Origin of the sequence: Sphaerospermopsis sp. FACHB-1194, from assembly GCF_014696235.1 — a bacterium.
In the GTDB taxonomy this organism is placed as follows: domain Bacteria; phylum Cyanobacteriota; class Cyanobacteriia; order Cyanobacteriales; family Nostocaceae; genus Sphaerospermopsis; species Sphaerospermopsis kisseleviana.
On the sequence record NZ_JACJPU010000050.1, the window covers coordinates 1 to 14,639 of the forward strand.

10 protein-coding genes and 1 pseudogene are annotated in these 14,639 nt (G+C 37.9%); 6 read left to right on the forward strand and 5 right to left on the reverse strand.

Annotated features, from left to right (window positions below; genetic code table 11):
- Positions 1-223, forward strand: a pseudogene (locus H6F45_RS21920) (hypothetical protein); the annotation flags it as partial.
- Here H6F45_RS21920 and H6F45_RS21925 read toward each other — a convergent pair.
- The 5 genes from H6F45_RS21925 to H6F45_RS21945 all read right to left on the reverse strand — a co-directional run bounded on the left by H6F45_RS21925 (position 203) and on the right by H6F45_RS21945 (position 9,813).
- Positions 203-1,603 (reverse strand): hypothetical protein, encoded by a 1,401-nt coding sequence (locus H6F45_RS21925; RefSeq protein WP_190348375.1) that lies wholly within the window; start codon positions 1,601-1,603, stop codon positions 203-205. The pseudogene H6F45_RS21920 and the gene H6F45_RS21925 sit on opposite strands and share 21 nt — an antisense overlap.
- Positions 1,600-1,965, reverse strand: coding sequence for a hypothetical protein (locus tag H6F45_RS21930; RefSeq protein ID WP_190348376.1), 366 nt, complete (start codon positions 1,963-1,965; stop codon positions 1,600-1,602). The genes H6F45_RS21925 and H6F45_RS21930 overlap by 4 nt, the downstream gene beginning before the upstream one ends.
- Before the next feature lie 6 nt (positions 1,966-1,971).
- Positions 1,972-5,718 (reverse strand): CHAT domain-containing protein, encoded by a 3,747-nt coding sequence (locus tag H6F45_RS21935; RefSeq protein WP_190348377.1) that lies wholly within the window; start codon positions 5,716-5,718, stop codon positions 1,972-1,974.
- A gap of 497 nt (positions 5,719-6,215) precedes the next feature.
- Complete coding sequence (gene glgP / locus H6F45_RS21940; protein WP_137667927.1) at positions 6,216-8,780, reverse strand: alpha-glucan family phosphorylase; 2,565 nt, start codon at positions 8,778-8,780, stop codon at positions 6,216-6,218.
- Positions 8,781-9,483: 703 nt separating this feature from the next.
- Entirely contained in the window at positions 9,484-9,813 is a 330-nt protein-coding gene (locus H6F45_RS21945) for a hypothetical protein (RefSeq protein ID WP_096566920.1), read from the reverse strand.
- A gap of 64 nt (positions 9,814-9,877) precedes the next feature.
- On the opposite strand from H6F45_RS21945, the gene H6F45_RS27130 reads away from it, so the two are divergent.
- The 5 genes from H6F45_RS27130 to H6F45_RS21960 all read left to right on the forward strand — a co-directional run bounded on the left by H6F45_RS27130 (position 9,878) and on the right by H6F45_RS21960 (position 14,601).
- The gene (locus tag H6F45_RS27130) at positions 9,878-10,009 is read left to right on the forward strand and encodes a hypothetical protein (protein WP_265586232.1); all 132 of its coding nucleotides are present in this window, start codon (positions 9,878-9,880) and stop codon (positions 10,007-10,009) included.
- Between the two features lie 267 nt (positions 10,010-10,276).
- Complete coding sequence (locus H6F45_RS27135; RefSeq protein WP_272109727.1) at positions 10,277-10,405, forward strand: hypothetical protein; 129 nt, start codon at positions 10,277-10,279, stop codon at positions 10,403-10,405.
- 474 nt (positions 10,406-10,879) lie between these two features.
- The gene (locus H6F45_RS21950) at positions 10,880-11,572 is read left to right on the forward strand and encodes an acyltransferase (RefSeq protein WP_096566922.1); all 693 of its coding nucleotides are present in this window, start codon (positions 10,880-10,882) and stop codon (positions 11,570-11,572) included.
- A gap of 161 nt (positions 11,573-11,733) precedes the next feature.
- Positions 11,734-11,850 (forward strand): photosystem II reaction center protein I, encoded by a 117-nt coding sequence (locus H6F45_RS21955; protein ID WP_096572622.1) that lies wholly within the window; start codon positions 11,734-11,736, stop codon positions 11,848-11,850.
- A gap of 225 nt (positions 11,851-12,075) precedes the next feature.
- Positions 12,076-14,601, forward strand: a complete 2,526-nt coding sequence (locus H6F45_RS21960; RefSeq protein WP_190348378.1) for a DUF3769 domain-containing protein — start codon at positions 12,076-12,078, stop codon at positions 14,599-14,601.
- The last annotated feature ends 38 nt before the right edge of the window (positions 14,602-14,639 follow it).

Genomic DNA, 14,639 nt, shown 5'->3' on the forward strand with positions numbered 1-14,639 from the left:
CAGGAGTCAGGAGTCAGGAGTCAGGAGTCAGGAGTCAGGAGTCAGGAGTCAGGAGTCAGGAGTCAGGAGTCAGGAGTCAGGAGTCAGGAGTCAGGAGTCAGGAGTCAGGAGTCAGGAGGAAAAATTAGAATTAGCTATTGTTTATCTAGGGAGAAAAGTGGTCAGTATTCCACAACTCAAGAAATATCTTCAACAGATTATATTATTTCCTTTTAGTAATTAACCAACCAAAGGCAATAAATAAAATTGTAGCAATAACACTTAAAAATAAAGAAGTATAAAATGGATGGGGTGGACTGTTGGGAGAAATAAAAGCAACAGGTTGATTAATTTTATCAATGTGTTGAACTACTACACCGGAAACTATTGCACCACCACCAAAACCGATTCCTAATATTTGTACTGTTGTTTCTAAGGATCTATCTCTTTCTGTTTGTTCTATTTCCACTATACCACGAATTGTATCAATTAATTGACTAAATAATTCTTGTCCTGGTGCGAGATAGTTAATATCAGTTTGTATCTGTTCTTGCCATTTTTGACATTCTTTATCTAGAAAATCTTGCCAAAATTTAGGACTGATTTGATTATTGATTGCTGTAATTTTATTTAAGCAGATTTGAAAATTTTTAATGTTTGTCTGAATCGCTGTATTATGGGTTTGTAAATCCTGTAAACAGCGTGTATAGTCAAAACTTTGTTGGGGAATTTCTAATAATAATTTCTGTAATTCAGATATTTTAATTTTTGGTTGAGAGATTAAAGTTTGAAATTCCTGAATTTTATTATCCAAATAACTATAAGTTGTCCTAGCGTTTTGGTAACTTTGACTTGCTTTGTAATTAATAAATAGGATTTTATGATAACAGCATAATAAATCTCGTAGCCAGTTGTAAGCATTTGTCTGAAGTTGTAATGTATCAGTTTGGGGATGATTACTTGGGTTATTTAATTGGATAATAATTTGGCTTTGTACAACTGGGTTATTTATTTGATTATTTGGATATGCTTGATAAATAAATAATACACTATCAAATAAATTTCCTGAATCATTTAAAAAAGTATTAAAACCTGTATTTGCAAGTAAAGCGTTAGCAATTCTTTCTGCTAATATTTTACAGTCTGTGGTTGCGTCAACTTCTCCATAAATCCATAAACTTTGTCCTAATGATGCTTGAATTTTATTAGGTAATAAATTATCAGGTTGAAAATCTTTGATTTCTGGTATATTGATATCAATGTTATTTGCTGATTCAGGAACAAAAGTTAAATCAACTGCGTAGGTATCGTTGAGTAAAAAAGGTTGTAAATTGACATTAATTTTTAAACCGTTGGTTGTTGTAAAATTCCCCAAATCTAAATCTTGCGAATTAGTTAACCATTCGGTGTTTCTGCCTAATTCTTGTTTAGGTTCATATTTACCATTATAATAACAAATTAATTGAGATTTGATATCTTTTAAATTGGTAGCAGGAAAGGAAGAAACGCCAATATTAGCCAAATTATCCCATAAAAGGCTGGCATTGGCGACAACTTGATCAGGTGTATGTGCAAGAGTGTGTCGCAAATGAAAAGCATAGAGAGTAAGACTAAAATTCTTCACGGTTTTGATGGAGATTTTTGATCTTTAGATAAAGGGGAATTTTCTTTAATTGCGTTTTGAATTAGTTCTTTAGAAGATTCGCTAGGTTGGTTTGCTGGTGTGGAAGATTTAGTACCACCTGCACCAATATTACCATCTTCAGTTAAAGATGAATCCATTTTGTTTAAGTTTTGTTTATATACCTCCAAAAGTAATGACTGAGATTTTAACCAAGTTTCTATTTTTTCGGTTACTTCTTCATCATCATCTGGTAATTCTTGGGATAATTGTTGTAATTCTTGCCAAGTTTCATTAGTTAGTAAATCACTAGGATTTTCGAGAATTGAATTAAACGCAAGGGCAGCTTTTTTGTTAACTGACATGATGAATTAAACTCCTTTACCTATACAACAAAACGCAGACCAGTGAACAGGTGATCTAAAAGGTTGATAATTTGCACCGTTTTCCTGTTCTAGTCTATCAAAATATTTGTTAATTTCTGATTGCCAAGCAACAGTTAATGATGATTCTTTAGGTTCAGTTAACCAGATTCTCAAATCCTGAATTGTTGTATCTCTTAACCATATTTGGGCAGTTTGCAAAGCTAACAGGATATTATTTTGATGTTTTAATTCTTCATAAAATCTGACCATTAATAAAGCTGTCGCTGTTATACTAACTTTCCACAAACTACCAACTACATTGGTGCTACCAGCTAACAAAAAACCACTCGGTAAACCAATATATTCATCACTAATATTGTAACCGTCTATCATACCGCTTTCGCAAGCAGCAAGGGTAACTAAACGACATTTTTCTAGTTGCAGATGGGTGATAATATCTGCTAATTCGAGGACTTCATCAGCTAATGATAAACCTGAATCTAGGGGAGAATTAGAATCAAAGCTACCATGACAGAAGAAAAATAAATTGTGTGCTGTTGTCAGATGTTCAGGATTTTGAATAATTGTTGATTTTTTAGCTTCGCTTTTCTTCAAAACATGACTATTAGTAAACTGCTTTTTAATTGCTGTAACTGCACCTAAATCTTTTTCATATAAATCTTTTGTGGGTGTTTGCATAGCAAAGAAAGATTGAAAATTATCACGTTGACGCTGTTGGATTTGTTGTAATATTTGCAGACTGGGTACATAACCCACACCTTGAGGAAATAAATCCATTAAATAGGAATTTTTTACAGGTAAAGCATGGAGAGGGAAAAGGTGTAAGAAACGATGGGGAATTAAAATCAGTTTTTTACATTCTGATGGAACTAGATTTAATATTTCTTCTAGATGTAATATTTGGGCTAGGTTCTGTAAATTATCATCTAATTGATTGTTCCATGTTTCTTGGTTCTTGTTATAATCATTTATATATTTATTTGCCCAATCAATTAATTGATCAAATTTCTCTGCGGAAGATTGCCAAACTTTGATTTCTTTACCTCCTGGTTGAATCACAAAAGCAAAAAATTTATTAGTAGCAATATACCATTCAATAATTGCTGTTTGTTGATCAACAATATTGTTTAATGATGTAAAATTAAAACTAGCACCAAGGGGTAAATATTGATCTTGTAATTGTTGCCGTTGTTGGCGTAATTCTTGCAAAGTTTGAACTAAATTTTGGTAGTTTTCAGCTTTACCAGTTTGGATTAAATTTTGTTCGGTTGCAATCTGACTTTCTAATTCTTGTAATTGCGTAACTACCCCAGAGGGAAAGATACTTTTTAAGTCACGACTGAGAATTTGTTCTACTAAATTACGGGTTTTACTGCGTTCAATATAACTGATAGCTTCCGTTTCCCTACCCAAATCTAAACAAACTTCTACCATCCTTCTATATAACTGATTCCATTCTTCTGCTTGTTTGCGTTTACTTTCTTCCCCAGAAATAATTTCACCGCGTATATTTTCAACGGTAACAATGGCTTGAGTAAAGGTATCGTAAGCTAAATTTAATTGTTGGGAATCTTGATAAGCAATACCCAAATTTAATAAAGTTTCGGCATTGTTTTGAGGAAAATCATCGCGGATTCTCACTTCTAAAGCCGCAGTATAAGCATTGATCGCATTTTCTAAATTCTGGGCTTTATCTCCCCTGATTCTGTCACGGTAGGCAGTCCCTAGATTATTTTGCGTGGCTGCCCAATCTACAGGAAAATCATCGCGGGTTCTCACTTCTAAAGCCGCAGTATAAGCAGCGATCGCATTTTCTAAATTCTCCTCTTGATCTCCCCTGATTCTGTCACGGTAGGCATTCCCTAGATTATTTTGCGTGGCTGCCCAATCTACAGGAAAATCATCGCGGGTTCTCACTTCTAAAGCCGCAGTATAAGCATTGATCGCATTTTCTAAATTCTCCTCTTGATCTTTCGTGATTCTGTCACGGTAGGCAGCCCCTAGATTATTTTGCGTGGCTGCCCAATCTACAGGAAAATCATCGCGGGTTCTCACTTCTAAAGCCGCAGTATAAGCAGCGATCGCATTTTCTAAATTCTGGGCTTTATCTCCCCTGATTCTGTCAAAGTAGGCATTCCCTAGATTATTTTGCGTGGCTGCCCATTTTTCAGGAAAATCATCGCGGGTTCTCACTTCTAAAGCCGCAGTATAAGCAGCGATCGCATTTTCTAAATTCTGGGCTTTATCTCCCCTGATTCTGTCAGAGTAGGCAATCCCTAGATTATTTTGCGTCATTGCCCAATCTACAGGAAAATCATCGCGGGTATAAACTTCTAAAGCCGCAGTATAAGCAGCGATCGCATTTTCTAAATTCTGGGCTTTATCTCCCCTGATTCTGTAAAAGTAGGCAACCCCTAGATTATTTTGCGTCATTGCCCAATTTACAGGAAAATCATCGCGGGTATAAACTTCTAAAGCCGCAGTATAAGCATTGATCGCATTTTCTAAATTCTGGGCTTTATCTCTCCTGATTCTGTCACGGTAGGCATTCCCTAGATTATTTTGCGTCATTGCCCAATTTACAGGAAAATCATCGCGGGTATAAACTTCTAAAGCCGCAGTATAAGCAGCGATCGCATTTTCTAAATTCTGGGCTTTATCTCCCCTGATTCTGTCACCGTAGGCATTCCCTAGATTATTTTGCGTGGCTGCCCATTTTTCAGGAAAATCATCGCGGGTTCTCACTTCTAAAGCCGCAGTATAAGCATTGATCGCATTTTCTAAATTCTGGGCTTTATCTCCCCTGATTCTGTTAAGGTAGGCAGCAGCTAGATTATTTTGCGTGGCTGCCCAATTTACAGGAAAATCATCGCGGGTATAAACTTCTAAAGCCTCAGTAAAAGCAGCGATCGCATTTTCTAAATTCTCCGCTTTATCTCCCCTGATTCTGTTAAGGTAGGCAGCAGCTAGATTATTTTGCGTCATTGCCCAATCTACAGGAAAATCATCGCGGGTATAAACTTCTAAAGCCGCAGTAAAAGCAGCGATCGCATTTTCTAAATTCTGGGCTTTATCTCCCCTGATTCTGTAACAGTAGGCAGCCCCTAGATTATTTTGCGTCATTGCCCAATCTACAGGAAAATCATCGCGGGTGAAAACTGTGGAAACTATTTCATAACCAGTGACAGCAATTTCCATATTATTGGCTTTGTTGCCTAAAGGAAATTGTTGAATTAGATTACCTAACTTAACTATCACAGCAGCTAAAGATTGTGCTGTTTCTGGTTCTGCTTCCGCTATTGTTGTGGTTGCCCAAGCCTGTAATAAGTTAGCAAAGGTAAGATTGAGTTTATCTGTATTGGCTGCCAGCAAGGGGTAAACTACCTGGGGGTTGCCTTGACTTTCTGCCGTTGCTTGTAATACTTCTGATAAAAATGGTAAATAAGTTTCTATATCTGCTTCACTAACCGGGGTTTCTGCTTCTGGAGTATTTTCCTCTAGGGGTATATCTAAAGCTTGATTTAGTTGAGATTCTATAAACATCAGCTTATTAGCACGATTCTCCTGTCCTTCTTGGGTGGACATTTGTGCTACCCCTACCTTAAGCAATTGTAAAAAGTCAGCATCTAATAATTCGCTGTTAGCTTCTAATATTGCCGATTCTTCCCCATCTGCACAACTTAGCAGTTGTTGAATTAGCTGATAATATGCCTGTAGACGCTGTTTATCCATATATTAAAGCTGGGGTGGGGTAGCATTTAATTATCCTTCAATAGCATTTTCCCCCATTTCGGATCATTTTATGCTGAAAATCCTCAAATCCTGGAAATCCTGATTCTGACAATCACATCCTGAAAATCCTCAAATCCTGGAAATCCTGATTCTGACAATCACATCCTGAAAATCCTCACATCCTGGAAATTCTGATTCTGACAAAAAATTACATCCTGAAAATCCTCAAATCCTGGAAATCCTGATTCTGACAATCACATCCTGAAAATCCTCAAATCCTGGAAATCCTGATTCTGACAAAAAACCACATCCTGAAAATCCTCACATCCTGGATATCCTGATGCTGACAATCACATCCTGAAAATCCTCACATCCTGGAAATCCTGATTCAGACAAAAAATCACATCCTGAAAATCCTCCTGCCTTCTGCCTTAGTTAAAAGATTTTAGATTTTAGACTGTAGAAAAACAATCCAAAATCCAAAATCCAAAATTACCCTATTCCGCCCAAGCGATTAACCTGGGTTCATAAGGATTAGAAAGGTATTGGTTTTGTGGTAAAACCCGCAAAGACAAACCTTGCAAACCAGAAGAGGTATAAGTGATATCAGCAATATAGACACTTAAACCTTGGTCATCTTGTCCTTGGTAATCCATAACTACAGGAACAGCATTGACAATATTGCCGTTAGCGTCAATAGCACCTTGGTATAATTCTACCTGCACATCTTCATTTGTTAAAGTTGCTAAATCAACCTTAGCTTTTACAGCCACAGTTTGATTAACTTCAATTGCCGAAGCTGCTCCGACATCAATATCTTTGATTTTGATGTTAAACCAATGTTCACCAAGTTTTGCTTTCCAAGCTGCTAATTCTTTCGCTGGGGCGTAATTATTAGCGGTGAGGGTATGATAGCGATCGCTGGCAGGAAAATAAGCTCTTACTGCATATTCTCGCACCATCCGCGCTGTATTAAAGAACGGACAATTTAACCGAATAGCATCTTTCATTTTTGCTACCCAAGCACGGGGTAAACCATCCCCATCACGCTGATCATAGAATAAGGGTACAACTTCTTTTTCTAACAACTCATAAAGAGCATTAGCTTCTATTTCATCTTGATAGTTGGGATCTTCGTAATTTTCCCCATGTCCGATCGCCCAACCAGTACGCACATAATCAGCTTCATCCCACCAACCATCAAGTACACTTAAATTAGGTAGTCCGTTCATTGCTGCTTTCATGCCGCTAGTACCAGAAGCTTCACGGGGGCGGCGTGGTGTATTTAACCACACATCACAACCAGCTACCATCAACCGAGCAATGTGAATATCGTAGTTAGGAACAAACACCACTTGTTTTTCCAGATGGTTTTCGCGGATAAAGTGATTGATATCGCGGATCAGTTCTTTCCCCGGAATATCTTTAGGATGTGCTTTGCCCGCAATGACAAACTGTACCTTGCTGTGTTTATGTCCTGATAAAATCTTCTTGATCCTGTCTAAATCACGCATCCAGAGCGTAGCGCGTTTATAGGTAGCAAAACGACGAGCAAAACCAATGGTTAAGACATTGGGATCAAGGACTTCTTGAGCTTGGGCAATATCAGAAGCTGAAGCACCGCGATCGCGTAAATGCTTAACCAAATGATCCCGCACATACAAAATCATATCCAGGCGACAGCGTTCATGATTACGCCATAACTCCTCATCTGGGATCGCGTCCATCCGTTCCCATAACTGATTATCTGGTGGTACTGATGACCAGTTTGGACCTAGATAGCGATCGTACAACTCCTGAGTTGATTTAGCCACACAACTGCGAGCATGAACACCATTAGTAATAGCAGTGATTGGCACTTCATCAACGGGGACTTTCTTCCATAAACCTTGGAACATTTGCCGAGATACCACACCGTGCAACTGTGCCACACCATTGGAAAATGTCGCCATTTTCAAAGCTAACACCGCCATACTAAAAGGCGCGGATAAATCACCAGTATTTTCCCGTCCCAAACCTAAAAACTGTTCTTTGGGCAAACCAAAGATATCTGCATAATATCCCAGATAATACAAAATTTTATCGGGAGCAAACAAATCAATACCAGCGGGTACAGGGGTATGGGTAGTAAATATATTACTGGAAGCTACCACTTGTCTAGCTTGAGAATAACTCAAACCGTCTTCCTGGATTAACATCCGAATGCGTTCTAAAGCTGAGAAAGCCGCATGACCTTCATTCTTATGGTAAGCTGTCACCTTGTAACCCAAGGCTTTTAACATCCGCACACCACCGATCCCCAGCATCATTTCCTGGTGGATACGCATATCAATGTCACCACCATATAACTGATCGGTGATGTCATGATCATAAGCTTTGTTAGGTTCAATATTGGTATCCAGCATATACAGGGGAACTGTTCCCACCTGCACACGCCATACCCTAGCATATACCTTGCGTCCTGGATAATCTACCTCAATCCTTAGCTCTGAGCCATCGGGATTGCGTTCCAAGTGCAAAGGCATATTATAAAAATCGTTGATGGGGTAGCGTTCTTGTTGCCAACCATCAGCATTAAGATATTGGGCAAAATAACCTTGTTGGTAGAGTAAACCCACACCAACCAAAGGTAATCCCAAATCACTAGCAGATTTGAGGTGATCTCCCGCCAAAACACCCAAACCGCCAGAATAGATCGGCAAACAATCTACCAGTCCAAACTCAGCGGAAAAATAAGCGTAACATTCCTTTTGGGTTGATCCGCGTTGTTTGTTATACCAAGTGCGCTCTTGCAAATAATCTTCTAGTTGTCGAGCAGCACGATCCATTTGTGCTAGGAAACCTTCATCTTCGACAACTTCCAATAATCGCCCTTGACTGATAGTACCTAGCATCAAAACTGGGTTATGTCGGCTTGATTCCCACAAATCTGGGTCTAATCGACGAAATAAGTCTTTGCTCTCAACATTCCAATCAAAATGTAGATTGTATGCTAGTTTTCGCAGTGGTTCTAGTCGCTGCGGTAGTGAAGGAGAAACGTTAAATGTGCGAATTGGCTGCATAGTATGGCAAAAGTTCTAATTCTGTTATGGTTATTGTTTACTGTTATTGTTTACTGTTTTTACTGGGTGTTGCCAATTCTTTATACTATGTTTGTGAATTTCTGATGACTTTGTTAAGCATTGAGAATTATTGTCTCATACTTTGCTAGAGTTTACACCAAACAACGTTCTTGGTCTATAGGTTTCCATTCCTGAATTTCCTATTGGCATCAAATTCAGTTTCTCATTGTTACTTGTATAGTATCAGGCAAGAGGCAACAGGCAAACGGCAGTAGTGAAACCCTGAATATTATTAGGTTTCAGTGATCAATCACCGATTTTGGCAACAAAAATTATAGTTATCATTAAATTTACTAACACTTTAGCCCAAAAATACTAACCACCACATCAACCAACCGGATAATTTTTAATTATTTCTTAATATTTTTAGCAGTAAAGTAATCTACCACAAAAATTTGTAAAAAAATTTGTAATTTGTGTAATTTATGGTTTATTTGCACATAAATCCCTAAAATTTGTCTAATTCAACAGAGAACAAACAAATTTTCTCCACCAAATTCTTCCCAAGAGTGAACAACTGCGACTACACCCAGCTTTGTAAAATGAATATTTTATTAATATTTATTAATATTTTATTAATATTTATTAATATTTTATTAATATTCTGCTCAGGAAAAAATGAATCAGGTGATCATTGATATACCTATGTACCGATAGAAGGCTGATCTTGGGGATTATGTGGCATAGTTAAGGCTATTGCAGCCGCAAAAGCCATTTCAGCAGCTATTTTATAAGCCAGTTTGATGTTTGGGGAAGCATCCTTATCTTTGGAAGCTATGTCAGAGTAATTTTTTTTACGAAGTGACTCTTGGTTAACTGCACCCGCCACAATAGAACGTTGTAAAATAATCAATGCATCTAGGTCTTCTGAGTCATAATTTGTTTGCAGAAGTTTATGGATCTGATGTTTTGCTGTAGCACTCAAATAGCCAGTAGTTAAAGCTTGCTGCACAATTTCTTTAATTGTAATCATGATTTAACCGTAGGTGTTACTTAAAAGGGATATTTTACTCTGTAAGTGGATTTTTGTCCTGTGCATGGTGCAAAAAAGTGATTTAGGGAAGGTAACAGGGAAAAGAAAACGGGTAAGAAGCAATCAAGGTGTACCTTGCGATCGCCAAAATCAAATAAAAGTCCTATATCAGCAGTCAGCTTTAGAAAAATCCTAGTGGATGATCAATTAATAGCAGTGAGTAAGACTACAGAAAGCCAGCTATCAAACATAAAATCTGAGTCATAAAATACTATTTATAGCAGTATAAAAATGTGCAATATCACAATTTTTACAGATACAAATCATAGAGAATAAACGGATTTTTTGTTTAAAGTTGTTCATTAAAAATAAATTATGTTATTGTGAAGATCAATTGTCATTCAAAATCGCTAATGTTATTGAAAGCGTGATTTTCCTAGCCTATAAGTCCTTTGTGTGCAGCATGATTAGAGCATTATACTCTACAAATTCATTACCAGAAAGCCGTCACAGCAATCGGGGAAGTGCTTACTTGTTTGCACCGATGGTCAACTTCAATATCATGGCAGACGTGGGAGATACTCCACCATAAACTTTTATAAAAAAATACTAATTTATTGTCTTTATTGTCAAAATTCAGGATTCAGAAAAATTTTACAATTCAGAATTGACAGATTCAAGATTTTGTCAAACATTTGCAGTATCATCCTTGAAGTCCTGTGTATTATGTATGCTGTATTCTGTATTCTGTATTCTGTATTCTGTATCCTGAATCATTACAATAATTGCTCATTCAAGAAAAAGTAAGTATTCAGCTATCAGCAATCAGCAGTCAGCTAAAACTGCTTTTCAGACTAATTTTACAGAATTTTTAGAGCAGACTGATACCAAAATCAATTGCTAATTCTTCGCTAAAAATGCTCATAAATTCCAGATCATAACTGATTACTGATTACTGATTACTGATTACTGATTACTAAATACTCGGAATAAAAATTACATTGTCTGTTAAGCAACAAGACAATATTTTCCTGTCACACAAAACTTATGTGAGATATTTGTAGCCATGATTAACCAATTATATTCTGACAAATTACAGCGACTACCAGGACTTTTATTAACCACCTTATTAGGTGATATTCCGTCAATTCTTTTGGGTCCACAACTGAGAAGGTTGGTATATCGCCGTCTTTTTGCAGCTATGGGTAAGAGGGTGTACATTCAGCATGGTGCAGAATTTCTCTCTACCACCTCTATTGAAATTGGTAATGGAGTACACATCTTTAAAAATGTGCGTTTAGATGCCAAAGGACACCCAAACAATAAAATTTATTTAGGAAATGGAGTAGCAATTGAGCGTAACGTAGATATAGGCTGTTTGGAAAATACTTGTATACACATAGAGGAAGATACATTCATTGGACCAAATGTTTGTATTGCTGGACCTGGAAATATTACGATTGGTAAGCAATGTATGATCGCATCTCAATCTGGTATATATGCAAATAATCACAATTTTACAGATACATTATTGCCAATGCAAAAACAGGGCGTTACCCGTCAGGGAATTGTGATTGAGGATGATTGTTGGCTAGGACATGGAGTTACTGTATTAGATGGTGTAACTATTGGCAAGGGTAGCGTAATTGGTGCAGGAGCAGTAGTCACTAAAGATATTCCTCCCTATTCCGTCGCTGTTGGTATACCTGCAAAAGTGATTAAAAGCCGGACAGCTAAAGAAATGGTGCAGTATTCTTAAATTTAGGGTGTAGAGAGGTAGGGAATAGGGAATAGGGAATAGGGAATAGAAAATTATTTCTTCAGCCCCCTGCCTAGAAACATACCTCCAAAAAAGAACCAGATGTGAGTAAGATAGAGATTGCTGAAAAGTTTTTTGTCTTACCCCTGGGAGATAATTCTATGGTGACTTTAAAAATCGCTGTTTATATTGTTGTTGCCTTCTTCATAGGAATTTTTGTGTTTGGATTTTTGTCAAATGACCCTGCTCGCAACCCTGGCCGTCGGGATTTAGAATAGGAACACAACAAATCATCTGTTATCAACTGCAACTGCTGGAAGGTGGAAGACACTCAATGCCTAAACACTGGCACAAATCTGGAAAATGATACTGTGTCGTCCTTTTGGCGGCTTGCTACAAGTCAGCAGAAGGCAAAAGTCGGAAGGCCAAGTGTAAATCATCCTTCCGGCTAAATATTTGGTTTTTCATATCTGGCTTGTTGTTAGCTCGATTTTCCACAAGATATGCTTCATCCAGTTTTGCTACCTGACTCACCTCCTGTTCAAGAATACATCCAACCTGGCCATCTTCTCGCTTCTGCTTCTGTGGTAGAAGAGCAAACTGGGACGCAGCAACTTGCGACTTCAGGAAATATCGAGACTGCTAATGGTCTGGTGACTCCCACACAAACTAATCAAGATAATGCAGTAATTAGCAAAAGCTTATCTTCAAATTCTGTTCCAGAAACTGTATCGCCAACATTTTCCCCTCTGATTGTTTCTAGAAGTGGGGGGCTTTTGAGAAAATCTTTGATAGTTGGTACTTCCCAAAAGGAAGATGCGGATGCTGACAAGACACCGGGGGCTACATTTCCACAAATTTCTCGTGAAGTTACCAATACAAACAATATATGGTTGGCTGAGTCACCAGTTATGATCAAAACTTCAGCCCCAGTAAAACACCCAGTAAAACATAAAAGTCAACATCAAAATCCTGTAAATATATACAAATCAGGGGAGAAGATTAATATTTCTGCCTCTACAAAGACGGGAGAAAATACGTCTAGTTCTCTCCTAGTACAAAATATTATTGAGTTTAAGCCACGTAATTCAAATAACCAACCATCAACTTCTACTACTGTAGAATTTCCTCCGCCAAATCAACCTGCTGGGAATACGCCACAAGTAAGACAACGAGTTATAGAAGTAATTGCAGACCGCCAAGAATATGATGAGCAAAGACGAATCGTTACGGCTGAAGGTAATGTGGTGGTTAGATTTGATGGGGCGGTGGTAGATGCCGATCGCCTACAAGTAAATTTGGATAATTTAATTGCTGTGGGGGAAGGTAATGTTGCTTTAACTAGGGGTAATCAGGTATTACGGGGAGAACGCTTTACTTATAATTTTGTTCAGGATAGTGGGGATCTGGAAAATGGCAGGGGCGAAATTTACATCCCCACAACTCAAGCTGATTTTGCTTTTTCTCCCTCCCCAACTACAGATATTACCGCAGGTGGTGTACCTAGTCGTCCACCTAGTGACCGGATTCGTGCTAATCAACCTGTTACTGGTGTCAGCAGTCCCGGTGGTATTGATGTGAATTTTGCAGGTCAAGCGGATGCCAGAAATATTCCCGTAGCCAAATCCGGTGGTATGGTCAAAAGATTGCGTTTTCAAGCCCAACGCATTGATTTTTATCCCCGTGGTTGGCAAGCTGAGGATGTGCGGATTACCAATGATCCTTTTTCACCCCCAGAATTAGAGTTACGAGCATCTAAAGTGACTTTGACGCGAGAAGCACCTTTGGTAGATCGGGTAACTACTCAGCGTCAACGTTTAGTTTTTGACCAGAATTTTGTCTTACCTATCCCCATTGATAACCAAAAAATTGACCGTCGAGAAAGGGATATTAATCCTTTTCTTGTTTCTCCTGGTTATGATAATGGTAAACGGGGGGGTTTGTATGTAGAACGGAATTTCTTAGCGATTAATAATGATCAAACTCGTTGGATGATTACACCTCAATTGTTTGTACAGAGAGCTATTCAAGATAATAGTAATATTCCTGGTTTGTTGGGTGTAAAAACTAACCTAAATACTGTGTTAAATGCAAAAACTAAGGTGGAAGGAGTAGGAGAATTAACAAGTCTAGATGTGAATAAATTAGAGGATAATTTGCAGGGGAGTTTACGGTTACGTCAGAGTTGGGGTGAGGTAAATCCTCATATATTGAATTTAGAATATAGCTACCGCGATCGCCTTTACAATGGTACTCTCGGTTTCCAAACTGTGCAGAGTAGTTTGGGTGGTGTAATCACTTCTCCGATTATTCCTTTGGGAAAAAGTGGCATTAATCTTAGCTATCAAGGAGGCGCTCAGTATATTAATTCTAATACAGATCGTGCCGATTTACTAGAGCCACAACGGAAAAATAACCGTGTTTCTTTAGGTCGGTTACAAGGTAGTATTGCTCTAAATACTGGTTTTTTGTTATGGCAGGGAAAACCATTACCAGCTACTGCTAAGGAAGGATTAAAATATACACCTAATCCTGTAGTACCTTACTTGCAGGCGATCGCGGGTGTGACGGGTACAACCAGTTATTACACCAGTGGCGATAATCAAAGTACCTTAATTGGTACTGTTGGTTTAGTTGGCCAGATAGGTCATTTTTCTCGCCCATTTTTTGATTATACTGCCTTTAATGTGAGTTATTCCCAAGGTTTCAACAGCGGTTTATCACCATTTTTGTTTGATCGTTCTGTTGATAACAAAGTTTTGAGTGCTGGTATTTCCCAACAAATATATGGACCGTTTCGTTTAGGCTTTCAAACATCAATCAACCTAGATACAGGTAAAGAAAGTAGTACAGATTATATTGTGGAATATAACCGCCGCACCTATGGAATCACCTTGCGTTACAATCCAGTTTTAGAATTAGGTGGTTTTAGTATTCGTATTAGTGATTTTAACTGGAAAGGTGGTACTGATCCATTTTCTTCAGATGAAGTGAAACCTGTGGTGGGTGGAGTGCGACAAGATAATTAGGCTGTTAATCTGATTGATAATGATATTAAATCAAATCA